13 protein-coding genes are annotated in these 11688 nt (G+C 61.0%); 4 read left to right on the forward strand and 9 right to left on the reverse strand.

Annotated elements, in window-relative coordinates; genetic code table 11:
* Window positions 1-275, forward strand: a 275-nt coding sequence (locus M0D66_RS32600; RefSeq protein ID WP_266212566.1) for a hypothetical protein, incomplete at its 5' end; no start/stop codon positions are given.
* A 27-nt stretch (window positions 276-302) separates the two neighbouring features.
* Entirely contained in the window at window positions 303-1889 is a 1587-nt protein-coding gene (locus tag M0D66_RS32605) for a Na+/H+ antiporter (RefSeq protein ID WP_211705710.1), read from the forward strand.
* A gap of 54 nt (window positions 1890-1943) precedes the next feature.
* Here M0D66_RS32605 and M0D66_RS32610 read toward each other — a convergent pair whose 3' ends face one another.
* Together M0D66_RS32610 and M0D66_RS32615 are read right to left on the reverse strand one after the other, a co-directional pair.
* Window positions 1944-2237, reverse strand: coding sequence for a hypothetical protein (locus M0D66_RS32610; RefSeq protein WP_200652326.1), 294 nt, complete (start codon window positions 2235-2237; stop codon window positions 1944-1946).
* 265 nt (window positions 2238-2502) lie between these two features.
* Window positions 2503-3141 (reverse strand): HD domain-containing protein, encoded by a 639-nt coding sequence (locus tag M0D66_RS32615; RefSeq protein WP_200617603.1) that lies wholly within the window; start codon window positions 3139-3141, stop codon window positions 2503-2505.
* Between the two features lie 253 nt (window positions 3142-3394).
* Between M0D66_RS32615 and M0D66_RS32620 the strand changes: the two genes are divergently transcribed.
* Window positions 3395-4357: a GlxA family transcriptional regulator gene (locus M0D66_RS32620; RefSeq protein WP_211705736.1), complete on the forward strand. Its 963-nt coding sequence runs from the start codon at window positions 3395-3397 to the stop codon at window positions 4355-4357.
* Between the two features lie 146 nt (window positions 4358-4503).
* Window positions 4504-5262 carry an SDR family oxidoreductase gene (locus tag M0D66_RS32625; protein ID WP_211705711.1) on the forward strand — a complete coding sequence of 253 codons (759 nt, stop codon included), beginning with the start codon at window positions 4504-4506 and terminating at the stop codon, window positions 5260-5262.
* 54 nt (window positions 5263-5316) lie between these two features.
* Here M0D66_RS32625 and M0D66_RS32630 read toward each other — a convergent pair whose 3' ends face one another.
* The 7 genes from M0D66_RS32630 to M0D66_RS32660 form a co-directional block, all read right to left on the reverse strand.
* Window positions 5317-6063, reverse strand: coding sequence for a winged helix-turn-helix domain-containing protein (locus M0D66_RS32630; RefSeq protein WP_093634360.1), 747 nt, complete (start codon window positions 6061-6063; stop codon window positions 5317-5319).
* A 648-nt stretch (window positions 6064-6711) separates the two neighbouring features.
* Complete coding sequence (locus M0D66_RS32635) at window positions 6712-7881, reverse strand: porin (RefSeq protein ID WP_211705712.1); 1170 nt, start codon at window positions 7879-7881, stop codon at window positions 6712-6714.
* 147 nt (window positions 7882-8028) lie between these two features.
* Entirely contained in the window at window positions 8029-8877 is an 849-nt protein-coding gene (locus M0D66_RS32640) for a class II glutamine amidotransferase (RefSeq protein WP_266212567.1), read from the reverse strand.
* 118 nt (window positions 8878-8995) lie between these two features.
* Complete coding sequence (locus tag M0D66_RS32645; protein WP_266212568.1) at window positions 8996-9361, reverse strand: response regulator; 366 nt, start codon at window positions 9359-9361, stop codon at window positions 8996-8998.
* Between the two features lie 21 nt (window positions 9362-9382).
* Window positions 9383-10354: a chemotaxis protein CheX gene (locus M0D66_RS32650; RefSeq protein ID WP_211705714.1), complete on the reverse strand. Its 972-nt coding sequence runs from the start codon at window positions 10352-10354 to the stop codon at window positions 9383-9385.
* A gap of 51 nt (window positions 10355-10405) precedes the next feature.
* Window positions 10406-10945 carry a hypothetical protein gene (locus M0D66_RS32655; protein WP_093634357.1) on the reverse strand — a complete coding sequence of 180 codons (540 nt, stop codon included), beginning with the start codon at window positions 10943-10945 and terminating at the stop codon, window positions 10406-10408.
* Window positions 10942-11676 (reverse strand): methyl-accepting chemotaxis protein, encoded by a 735-nt coding sequence (locus tag M0D66_RS32660; RefSeq protein WP_200654615.1) that lies wholly within the window; start codon window positions 11674-11676, stop codon window positions 10942-10944. The genes M0D66_RS32655 and M0D66_RS32660 overlap by 4 nt, the downstream gene beginning before the upstream one ends.
* Window positions 11677-11688: the final 12 nt, after the last annotated feature.

Raw genomic sequence — 11688 nt, forward strand, 5'->3', positions numbered from 1 at the left:
TATCTTTCTTTGCGGCGGCAAAGAAAGTAAGTGCCGCCCCGCACAGGGGCAACACGAATAGACCACTAACAATTCAAGGAAAGGCCAAAGCGCGAAGAACACTGACAAAACAAGCGCCGAGCATCCAAAAAACTTGTCCCCACAAATTGTTGGCAAACCTGTGGACAAGCTGCGCACAGTCACCTCAAGTGCTTGATGCAATAGCTGTATCGTCCGTCTACTCAACTGCAGACAATGGACTGCAGGCAACGACCTTGCTCTGTGATAAAAAGTAATCCCCAGCCACCCGCCGAGGCTCCCGCATGTCCTCCGTCATGGGCTTCAAACTCGTCCTGCTGTCGCTCGGCGCGATGATCGGTCTTCAACTGCTCGCCAAGCGGCTACGACTCCCTCCGGCCGCGGCACTTCTGGTCGGTGGCGCCGCGATGGCCTTCGTGCCTGGACTCCCTCGCATCAACCTCGATCCCGAGCTGGTCCTGGTCGTGTTCCTGCCGCCGCTCCTCATGGACGGCGCCTACTTCTCCGTATGGGACGAATTCAAGCGCAATTTCGGCGGCATCCTGCTGCTAGCGATCGGCGCCGTCGCCTTCACGACCCTCGCGGTCGGTCTGGTCGTGCATTGGGTCGTGCCGGCCTTACCGTGGAGCGCGTGCTTCGCGCTGGGCGCGGTCGTCTCGCCACCTGACGCCATCGCTGCAAAGGCCGTACTCGAACGCGTCGCGCTGCCGCGCCGGTTGATGGTGCTCCTCGAAGGCGAAAGCCTGCTCAACGACGCCGCCGGCATCGTGCTGTTCCGCTTCGCCGTCGCGGCCGCGCTGACCGGCACGTTCAACGCTCAACACGCGGTCGAGCGGTTTGCGGTGCTCGGCCTGGGTGGCGTGGCAGTGGGCATCGCGATCGGCTTCGTGGTCGTCAGGCTGCTGCGCTACCTCGACGACGTCTACCTCATCATCACCGCATCCGCCCTCTCCCCGTGGCTCAGCTACATCGCAGGAGACATGCTGGACGTCTCGGGCGTCATCGCGACCGTCAGTTGCGGGATGGTGCTGGGCTGGCACCAGCACGAAGTTTTCTCTGCCTCGGTGCGCATGCGCGGCACGGCTTTCTGGCAGGTCCTGATCTTCCTGATGGAAGCGCTCGTGTTCCTTCTGATCGGGCTGTCGCTGCGCGGCGTGATCGTGCGGCTGGGCGGCGTCGGAGATGCGTGGACCGCGTTCGCACCCGCTGTCGGCGCAGTGATCGCAGCCGTCGTGCTGTCGCGCTTCGTATGGGTGTTTGCCGTCGAATGGTTGAAGGGACTCGTGTGCAAGGTGACGCGGAGCGCAAACATTGCGCTCGACTGGCGTTCGTCGACGGTGACGAGTTGGGCCGGCATGCGTGGCGTGGTGACGCTGGCAATCGCGCTCTCGTTGCCAGAGGCAATGCCGGGGCGCGATCTGATTCTGGTGGCATCGTTCGCGGTGATTCTCGTGACCGTGCTCGGACAAGGGACCACGATCGGTGCACTGATTCGCTGGGTCAAACTGGATAGCGTGAAGGAGCACAACGAACAGCATTTGACGGAGCCTCAGGCGTGGGCGAGACTCGAAGCGGCACAATTCGCCGCGATCCAACCGCTCGTGCACGACGCCGACGGAAAAGTAATTCATCCACGCCTACTAGAGCAATACAGCTATCGGGCGCAGATGACGGACACCTACCAGCATGTGACGGAATATCCCGCCGATGTTCGTGTCGCCCATTACGACGTTGTGCTCGCCGCCGTGGCAGCCGGTCGCAGCGAGTTGTTGCGGATGCATCGGTCGGGGATGATTCACGATGAACTGCTAACCGAACTGGAGCGGGATCTCGATTTGCAGGAGATCGCCGCGTTGCATGGCAGGGGATGACCGGGCCGCGTCAGACGTGAGTCCACACGCGAACCGGTCGAACCGCGGTGAGCGTCAATGGCCTTTGAAAATATCCAGCAGTTGATTTTGCATCTGCATCATCTCGTGCGCGTGCTTCATCTCCATCTGCGCCATCGTGTCCTGATACTCCATGTCCATCTGCATCATTTTTTGCTGGATGCCGATGGCCTGAGCGCGCTGTTCAGGGCTCAGCTTGTCCATCATCATGCTGTACTCGGGTGGCATCAGATAGGTGCCGGCACGTCCTATTCCCTGTGCTTGCACAGAACCCGCGACAAGCGCGAGCGGCAGCAATCCGCACATCAGTGCGGCTCGGATCGATTTCATTTCATCTCCAGTCTTACGTGAGCAGCCCGGCTTCAAGGAGGGCTGCATAAGCGACACTCAAGTGCTCAGACTGGCTTGCCGCGATGAATCCGTTGCACTGCCGGGTCTGAGGGTGCAACACCCTGGGCTGACCGCTGCACACGATCGACCGGGTGTTTCATGGCCTTAGTCGCGAACGCTGACTGGAAATGACATGCTGGACGAAAATTGCGCCGATAATATTTCTTCTGCGCGGCTGTCATTTTCGCCGCGGCACGCCGACTAATTAATCCTTCCAGGACGACCCCAAAATCATCGTGCAGAAATTCTCGCGATGATAATGCGGGTCCTTCAGCGCCAGCACGTCCGCCTTCACGTTGCCGAAGGTCGTCTCCGGCTTGTGGATCGTGCCATGCGCGAATGCGTCGATGATGCCTTCCTTGAAATGCGCGCCGCGCGGGTGGGCGTGGATCACTTCATGGCGCTGGTGTTCGGTGAATTCGTCATAGGCGAGGCCCAGCACATCCATCTCCACGCCCGCGGTCACCAGTGCGACCACTGGCTTCATATATTGCGGAATCCCGGGCGTGGTGTGCAGCGCTATCGAATTCCACACCTGCTCGATATCGTCTTCGCCGATGCCGTGGCGCTGCAGAAAATCACGCGCCGCGTTGGCGCCGTCCACCTCGAAGCGATCATGCTCGCTGCTATACGGCGCGACGAGCCCCATGTCATGAAACATCGCGCCGATGTACAACAGCTCGGGGTCATACTTGAGTTGCTTGCGCGCACCGGCCAGCGAGCCGAACAGGAACACGCGCCGCGAATGGTGATAGAGCAACTCGGTTTCGGTATCGCGCACAAGCTGCGTGGCTTCGCGCGCCATCATGCTGTCGGGAATGTGGATGCCTGCGATCGTGGTCATGTGATGTGCTCCATGAAAGACTTGAGTGAACCCGACGCGCGGTCTTTGTGACTCGATAGCGCGTTTGGTATGCTGGTCCGCGATGCTTTTTCTGGCTGCTTATTTGACCCGTCGAGCAGCGCGTCCGATGAAGCTCAGTATTGGTCAGCAAGCCGTCGCGGGCAATCGCCGCGGACCGTTGAACACTGCCAAACGCACCGCGTTGACTGCCGCGGGCCGCGGATTCCCATCCATCGTCAAAGGAGATCATTCGATGCCTACCGTCGCGATCGCGATCTTTCCAGGCGTGCAGGCGCTCGACGTCGCCGGTCCCGTCGATGTGTTCTCCGAAGCCAATCGCTTCATCGCGCCGCAGGATCGCTATGAGGTCACGCTGCTCAGCGCGGAGCCGGGTCCGCTGCGTGCGTCCAACGGCATGACGCTCGTCGCCGATGCCACGTTCGACCAGGCACGCCGGCCGTTTGATCTTGCGCTGGTTGCAGGCGGCCCCTCACTGCCCGATGGCGCCGCGCCCGACACACGTTTGCTGGATTGGTTGTCGCGAGCCGCCACACAATGCGAGCGTTTCGGCTCGATCTGCACCGGCGCGTTCGCGCTCGGCCATGCGGGGCTGCTCGACGCACGCAAGGTAACGACGCACTGGCAGCACGCGGCGCAACTCGCCGAGCAGTTTCCGCTAGCCCATGTCGATTTCGACCGGATCTACCTGCGTGACGGCAACCTGGTCACATCAGCGGGTGTAACAGCGGGCATCGATCTATCGCTTGCGTTGGTCGCCGAACATCACGGGCCGCATACGGCGCTCGCCGTCGCCAAACGGCTGGTGGTGTTCGCACAGCGGCAAGGCGGTCAATCGCAGTTCAGCCCTTACCTGACCGCACCCGCTGACGACACCTCGCCGGTCGCCAAAGTGCAGGCGCACGTCATGGAACGGATTCGCGAGAGCTTTACGGTCAAACAACTGGCGGACGTCGCCGGAATGAGCGCGCGGAATTTCGCCCGCGTGTTTGTGCAGGAAACCAGGGTGACGCCGCATGAATTCGTCGAGCGTGCTCGCGTGGATGCGGCGCGCAAGTTGCTCGAAAGCAGCGATGCCGCGCTCAAGGCGATTGCGTATGACTGCGGCTTCGGCACCGCGGACCGGATGCGCATTGTCTTCACGAAGCGAATCGGCGTCACGCCGATGCAATATCGCGAGCGCTTTCGCTCTGCCTGAGGCAAGCAGGATGGCCACACGAGCACGCGCCAGGAGTGCGGCTAGCGCGCCGCCGGAATGCGGCCTGAAGACCCGCGCCGCTGCAAGCATCAGACATAGCGTGAGAAAATAGCGGTCTTCTCAAGCGAACGATCACAAGGAACGACATGTCTGCCTCTTCTCCGATCCGTGCGATCGTTACCGGCCACAATCGCGGCCTCGGCGCGTCTCTCACTGAACAACTGCTGACGCGCGGCGTCGCGGTACTGGGTCTGTCCCGCTCGCGTCACGCCACGCTCAAAGAGCGTTTCCCGGCACTGCTCGACGAAATCGAGCTTGAGCTTGCAGATCCCACGCGCGTCGCGCAATGGGTCGCAACCAATGCACTGCGCAGCTTCGTCAGCGGCGCGCAGACCGTACTGTTGATCAACAACGCAGGCATGGTCCAGCCGATCGGTCCGATCGAAGGCCAGAACGCCGCCGACATCGCGACCGCCGTGAGTCTGAACGTGGCCACGCCGCTGATGCTGGCGAGCGCACTCGCCGCGGCCAGCGTCGACGCGACCGACCGCCGCATCATGCATATTTCCAGCGGCGCGGCGCGCAATGCGTATCCCGGCTGGAGCATCTACTGCGCGACCAAGGCCGCGCTCGATCATCATGCACGCGCCGTTGCACTCGACGCGAATCGCGCACTGCGTATCTGCAGCCTGGCGCCGGGCGTGATCGATACGAATATGCAGGCGGAGATTCGCAGCAGCGGCGAGGAACAGTTCCCGATGCGCGAAAAATTCGAAGACCTCAAGCGCAACGGCCAGCTTTCGACGCCCGAACAATGCGCCACCCAGTTGCTCGATTACGCCTTCAGCGATGCATTCGGCCAAGCACCTGTGGCCGACATTCGCGAGGTCGCGAAGCAGGCCTGATACGCGAGCTTCGTGCTCCCGTAAAACCTCACCTTTCGGCTGAAACGTCGAACCTCACACGCCGGGCGCAACCATCACGTCGCGCTCGGCCGCTCCAATCTCGCCGTGCGGCACGAACACATAGCCGCGTCCCCACACCGTCTGCACATAGCGCGGCTCGGAAGGATCAATCTCGATCAGACGCCGTAGCCGCCAGATCGATACATCGAGACTTCGCCCTTGATGCAGCACGCTATTACCGCGCAATTTCTCGTTGAGTTGCACGCGCGTGAGGACGGTCATCGCGTGATTGACGAAGATTTTCAGCAACGCGAATTCGGAGCTGCGCAGCGCGAAATGCTCGTTATCACGGCGCAATTCGCGTGCGGAGAAGTTCAGCTCGCAACGTCCGAAGCGGTACGGCGGCCGCGTTTCCGGCGCGCCTGGCGCGAGCGCGCCACGCCGGCGCAGCAGCACGCGGATGCGGGCGAGCAATTCGGCAGGGTCGGCGGGCTTGCTCATGAAATCGTCGGCGCCGAGCTCGAGACCGATCACGCGATCGATCGCCTTGCTGCTCGCCGACAGCAAAATCACCGGCACGTCGTTGCCGCTCATGCGCAAGTCGCGCAATACGGCAAGGCCGTCGCCGTGCGGCGCTGAGACGTCGAGCACCAGCAACGCCGGCCGCTCCGTCTCGACCACGTGCTTCAGTCCGCCGCAATGCGGACGTGCGGACACGCCGCAGCCTTGCCCGCGTAAAGATTCGCCCACTACTGCCGTTAAACCGGCATCGGCGCCAACAAAGAGAATGTGCTGACTCATCCAACTGATTCCAGGAGACGATCGGTTTTCAGAGACAGGCGATGGCTTGCGGGAATAGCAAATCCGCTGACCGCTTGTCGTCCGCGTCGCCATCTTCCCTGTATGCCGCTATTCTCAAAACGCGGAACAGCCCCCAAGGTTGGCAATTTCTTCCCAACTCTTTCAACGCAGAACGTGATATGGGAAAGCTCGCCAAGTCACCCTGCGATGCGCGCATCAGCTCCCGAAAAATCTCACCTTTGGTACGAAGCGAACGGGATCAGGCGCAAAGTGCCCATCGGAGCGCTCCCGAAAACGCTCACCTTTCGAGCTTGGGGGCAGGCCGCAAAGGCATGCTGGGCGGGCAACCGGTAGTTCAGAACCGGCTACTCCCGCAAACCCTCACCTTTGGAAGGGGTCGAGTAATCTGCATACCCAGGTAAGAGGCGACGTGTGTCAGGCACTCACATTCCGCGCCGATGGCGGATCTGCTCGGAAAATGCTGGCGGGAGTCGCCGACGGAATTGTCGGAAGGTGAAGAGGAGTGATGCGATGCAACTCACGTGTGCGCTGACGCATCACGCTCCCGAATATTCTCACCTTTGAGCTTTGTGAAGACATTCAAGACGCCGGCCGCCATCAGGGCAGCCGGCTCATTCAACCAGGCAATCAGAACTTGTGACGAATCCCCACCACTGCCACTTCCTGGCTGTTGGTCCCTGAATTCACGCCGTAACTGCCGATCGAGGCTTGCGCGATCACCACCTTGCCGCTCGCGTTCAGCGTGTTGCCGCTCGCCTTCTGGTAGCCCGCTAGCGCATACAGTTCGGTGCGCTTCGACAACGCGAAGTCCGCACCGAGGTTGACCTGGTTGTAGTGTGCCGAACTCGGACCCGTCAACGACGTGTAGTTATAGCCAACGCCCGTGCGCAAGGCCGGAGTGATCTGATAGTTGAAGAACACCGAGCCGTTGTTGAACTTGGCGGTGCTGCTGAAAGCGGAGAACGTGTCGTTCGCGTACTGCGTGTTCGAGTAAGCTGCACCGACCGTTGCCGCGCCGATCACATACTGTCCACCCACCCGCACGATCTGAATCGACTTGGCGCTCGCAAAGCCCGCGTTGATGACTGTGTTGAACAGCGAATCGGAACTGCTGGTCCACGTACGCACATTCGCCGTCGTCGTCGTGTTGCCGCCGTTCGCGTAGAAGTAAGCTGCGCCGAGCGATAACGGGCCGTTTGCATAGGCCGCGCCGAAGCTATACGTCTGGCCGCTGCCGGTCGCACCCGCAACACCACCCACGCCGTACAGCGCCTCGACCTGGAAGCCGGCAAACAACGGGCTCACGTACTTGACCGAGTTGCTTACGCGCAGACTGTTGTCGTAGTTGTCGAGGTCGCCGGGCGTGGCAAACACGCCGCCGAAGTAGTTGTCTTCCGTCAGACCTTGAACCAGATCGACCACCGGGTCGTATTGGCGCCCGAGGGTGACCGTCCCCCACGTGCCGCTCGACAAGCCGACCACCGCCTTGCGGCCGAATTCGCGGCTCCCCTGCCCAAGCGCGCCCGTACCGATGTTGAAGCCATTCTCGAGCTGGAACACAGCGGCGAGGCCACCGCCCAGGTCTTCGGTGCCCTTGAGGCCCCAACGGCTGCCAGACAGGTTGCCGCTGCTGAACTTCACGAGCGTCGACTGATTCTGACCGCTCGCGTTTTGTGCGTTGTGAACATAGGCGATACCGGCATCGACGATGCCGTACAGCGTGACACTGCTCTGTGCCTGAGCGCCGGCAGCAAGCAAAAGACCTGCGGGCAATGCGAGGAGAGAAAGACGTTTCATTTTTGGAGTTCCCGTATCAATGTTGTATTTGTTTAAATCTGGCGCAACGATACGAGAGGAATTTGTGTCGGCAAACTAACGAATTCTTCGATGAATATGAAAATGCCGGTAGCGTGGGCGCTTCTAAGGCCACGCGTTGGCGCGATGTCACGCCGGGATGGCGGACAACTCGGAAGGTGCGTATTTCGCGGTGGCGAGGACTTCGGCAGGAACGGGTACGTGCGCGCGCCGCAACAGCGCGCCACTGCGGAACATCAGCAGATCGCCCGGCTGGCAGGTGGTCCAGACTTCATCGGTGAGCGGCGTGGTGGCGATCACTGCCGTGCGATCCGCAGGCGTGCCACGCTCGGCGAAATCAACTGAGAGGTCGCCGTCGACGAGACGCGCGCTCGAAAACGGCCAGTGACGTATCACGTACGACAGACGCGTCGAGCAATACGCGAACTGTGCTGTGCCGTTCGAAAGCACGAAGTTGAAAATGCCATACGGGTTCAGTGCGTGCGTCGCCTGCTCGATAACGTCGAATACCGCGTCGACGTCATTCGTGTCTGCATGATTGGCGAAATGCGCGTAGAGGCGATTCATGATGAAGCAGAACGCCGCTTCGCTGTCGGTCGTGCCGACTGGTGCATACGGACCTTGCTCCGGTTCACCGAGCGGCTGCAGGTCGCCGTTATGCGCGAACACCCATTGCTGGCCGCGCAACTCGCGCATGAACGGGTGGCAGTTCTCCACGCGCGCGCCGCCTTGAGTCGCCTTGCGAATATGCGCGACGACGTTACGCGACTTGATCGGATGGCTCTTCAGAAACTCAGCCACCGGCGACTGATACGCGGGCTTCTCATCTACGAACACGCGGCACGCGCGATCCTCGTAGAACGCCACGCCCCAACCGTCCACGTGATGGTCAGTGAGACCTCCGCGTGCGGCAAAGCCCGTCAGCGAAAAACTGACGTCGGTGGGTTCGGCGCAGCTGAGGGCGAGCAGTTGGCACATGCTCGCAGACTAGCGTGTTTCAACCGCCGCCGTTATAGCGAATCATGCTTTGCAAATCACCGCCGCGCGGGCTCCCGAAAACCCTCACCTTTGGCCGGCTCGCCGCGGCGTGCAGCGTCTAGCTTGCCAGCTTGCGGAACGTTTCCAGCACCGCGTCGCCCTTGAACGGCTTGAAGATCCAGCCTTTCACGCCCGCCGCCTTGCCGCGCTCTTTCATCGCCGGGCTGCTTTCGGTTGTCAGCATGATGACGTTGACGGTCGTGTTCGCGAGTTCGCCGCGAATCTTTTCGACCATCGTCAGGCCGTCCATATTCGGCATGTTGACGTCGCTGATCACCAGCTTGATGCCCGGGCTGGCCTTCAGTTTCGCAAGGCCGTCCTTGCCGTCCACTGCCGTGTCGACATCCAGACCGTTCTTCTTCAGAAAGCCGGCCACTTCGTCGCGCACGGTGCTCGAATCATCTACCACCAGAATTTTCGACATGTTTGTTTCCTATGACAACATTCAGAACAGATCCAGTTCGCCCGCTTCGACCATCGCACCAACGTCGTCCGTGACTTCCTTGAAGTCTTCCGGCGACCAGCTCAGGCTGAACACAAAACGTTGATGCAGCTTGACCGAGCGGCCCGTCTGCGGGTCCGTCAGCGAGTACATGAAACACAGTTGCGGATTGCCGCTGCCGAACGAGATGTACTTGTGCTTGTGATTCACCAGCAGCGGCACCTGCACCTGGCTGCGCAGCCAGGCGTCCGCATCGCCGACATAGCGATTCTTGAACGACCCCCAGATCAGATTGGTCACTTCGCCGAGCACGCCATTCAGATCGCGGAAATTTGCTTCGCCGTCTTCCGCGTGCTCGCTCATCCGATAACGATCGATCAGTTCGAGAATCGGCGCCTCTTCCGCCTGCATCATCATGTAACCGCGGCACCACGCGCTTTCCAGCGGAATCAGGCTGAACACCTCGCCGAAGATGATCCGGTCGCGCACGATATAAGGCGTGTCGCACGTGATGCTCAGGTCCTTGAACACGTCGCCGAGAATCGCCTGCGTCATGTCGGCGATGCCGCGCACCAGCGCGTTCGGATAATCCAGGCTGAAGATGTATTCGTCGATAACTTTGCGCAAGGGCGCCATGTCGTGCGCGACGTAGGCCGCGCAGACCACACGGCGCAAGCTCTCCGGCAGACTTTCGACGCTCGGATCGTCATCCCGTCGGATGATGATCGGCAACTCGGGGCGCACCGCGTTGATCCTGATCGCAATCTCGGCGCTCGCTTCGGCTGAACCGCCGTAGCCTTCAGCAAACAGAACCGCACCCAGATCGATGTTCGAGCGCAGCACCGACTGCAAGCGGTTCTTGCCGACTTTCACGCCAACCAGATTGTTCTCGTCGCAAAAGCGCTTCAGCGCCGCTTTGTGCACGGGGCAATCGTCGAGCACCAGCACCTTGCTGACCGGCTTGTTCATGTTCATTTCGCGTTCCTGCTCGCTGCGGATATCGACGTCATGGTCAACACCAAACTCTCAAAACAACTCCAGCTCACCGCTGGATTCTTCGATTGCGCTCGTATCGGCCACGAAGTCGATCGGCGCATGGGCACACACGCATACCGTCGCGGCAAGCTGCACGGAACTGTTCAGCGTGACCGAATACGACGACAGCAAACCCGGCTTCAATGCCGGCAGATGCCCCAGACAACGCGCGCTCAACACATAAGGCGTCGACATGCCGAGGTCAGGGAAATAACGCAGCAGTTCCTGATTCATCGCGCCGCAGCACAGATTGCAGATTTCCAGAAACGCTTCCTGAAACGGCCGCTCGTCGCCTTCTTTCAGGTAGTAGCCGCGGGTGCTGTCGTTTTCGTCGAAGTGCAGGATCAGCAGCAGTCTGAACACGATCGACGAGATGGTCAGCACGACCACCTGAGTGTCCTTCGTTGCGCCCTCACCGGCCTCGCTGAGCGGCGCGATCTCACACGTATCGCCAGAATCCCGCGGCAAACGCGCCTGTGCCGCCTTGCGGAAAATGCGTTCGAAGCTGTCCTTCGCCTGGCTCGTGATCACGCCGGCACCTGGTGCAGCTTCGAGTGGAACTGATTGGCGAGCGATTCGACGCTGGAGAGCGACGCCGCGATCATCTTGCCACCCGCCTGGATGTCCTGGAACGTGGACGTGGTGGTCAGATCGTTGCGGTGCAGACTGTCGCGATAGCTTTTCGACAATTCCTCAGAACGCGCAGCGAGCGCCCGAACCTCGCTCGCCACCACCGCGAAGCCACGTCCTGCCGGACCCGCGCGCGCGGCCTCGATCGACGCGTTCAACGACACGATCACCACATGCCGGACGATCGACGAGAGCTCCTGATTCTTCGCGTGCATATCGTGGTTCTGCGTCATCAGCGAGATCATCTGCTCGTGCCAACGCTCGAACGTGGCGCCGAGGCTCTTCAGACGCGCGGCTTCGCCGGCGATCTGTCGCGCCTGATGCGCCCACCGGTCTTTGTCGTCAGTCGCTGCTTTCAACGTTACGCGCAGTTCGTCGACGCTGGCTGATTGCTGCCCCAGTTCCTCACGCAACTGCGCGGCCAGGGCTTCCATCTCCTGCGCGGCCTGTTCGCGTTCGCGGATCGCTTCGGCGTGGTCCGCCTGCGCCGCCGATAACGCCTTGATCCGTGCTTCTGCTTCGTCACGCAACCGTGCCGTCAGCCTCGCGCTTTGCAACTTGTGCACGACAAAAGCCAGCAGCGCGGTTACCGCGCTGCCCGCCATCGCCGCCAATACGTACTGTTGAATCACAACCTATCCTTC

It is taken from the genome of Paraburkholderia sp. SECH2, from assembly GCF_030464795.1.
GTDB classification, from domain to species: Bacteria; Pseudomonadota; Gammaproteobacteria; order Burkholderiales; family Burkholderiaceae; genus Paraburkholderia; species Paraburkholderia aspalathi.

What these genes read in the sequence shown, in the direction of transcription:
- M0D66_RS32640 (WP_266212567.1), bottom strand. Translation starts at nt 8,877, where the DNA reads ATGTGCCAACTGCTCGCCCTCAGCTGCGCCGAACCCACCGACGTCAGT.
- M0D66_RS32650 (WP_211705714.1), bottom strand. Translation starts at nt 10,354, where the DNA reads ATGAACATGAACAAGCCGGTCAGCAAGGTGCTGGTGCTCGACGATTGC.
- M0D66_RS32625 (WP_211705711.1), top strand. Translation starts at nt 4,504, where the DNA reads ATGTCTGCCTCTTCTCCGATCCGTGCGATCGTTACCGGCCACAATCGC.
- M0D66_RS32615 (WP_200617603.1), bottom strand. Translation starts at nt 3,141, where the DNA reads ATGACCACGATCGCAGGCATCCACATTCCCGACAGCATGATGGCGCGC.
- M0D66_RS32605 (WP_211705710.1), top strand. Translation starts at nt 303, where the DNA reads ATGTCCTCCGTCATGGGCTTCAAACTCGTCCTGCTGTCGCTCGGCGCG.
- M0D66_RS32645 (WP_266212568.1), bottom strand. Translation starts at nt 9,361, where the DNA reads ATGTCGAAAATTCTGGTGGTAGATGATTCGAGCACCGTGCGCGACGAA.
- M0D66_RS32635 (WP_211705712.1), bottom strand. Translation starts at nt 7,881, where the DNA reads ATGAAACGTCTTTCTCTCCTCGCATTGCCCGCAGGTCTTTTGCTTGCT.
- M0D66_RS32630 (WP_093634360.1), bottom strand. Translation starts at nt 6,063, where the DNA reads ATGAGTCAGCACATTCTCTTTGTTGGCGCCGATGCCGGTTTAACGGCA.
- M0D66_RS32620 (WP_211705736.1), top strand. Translation starts at nt 3,395, where the DNA reads ATGCCTACCGTCGCGATCGCGATCTTTCCAGGCGTGCAGGCGCTCGAC.
- M0D66_RS32610 (WP_200652326.1), bottom strand. Translation starts at nt 2,237, where the DNA reads ATGAAATCGATCCGAGCCGCACTGATGTGCGGATTGCTGCCGCTCGCG.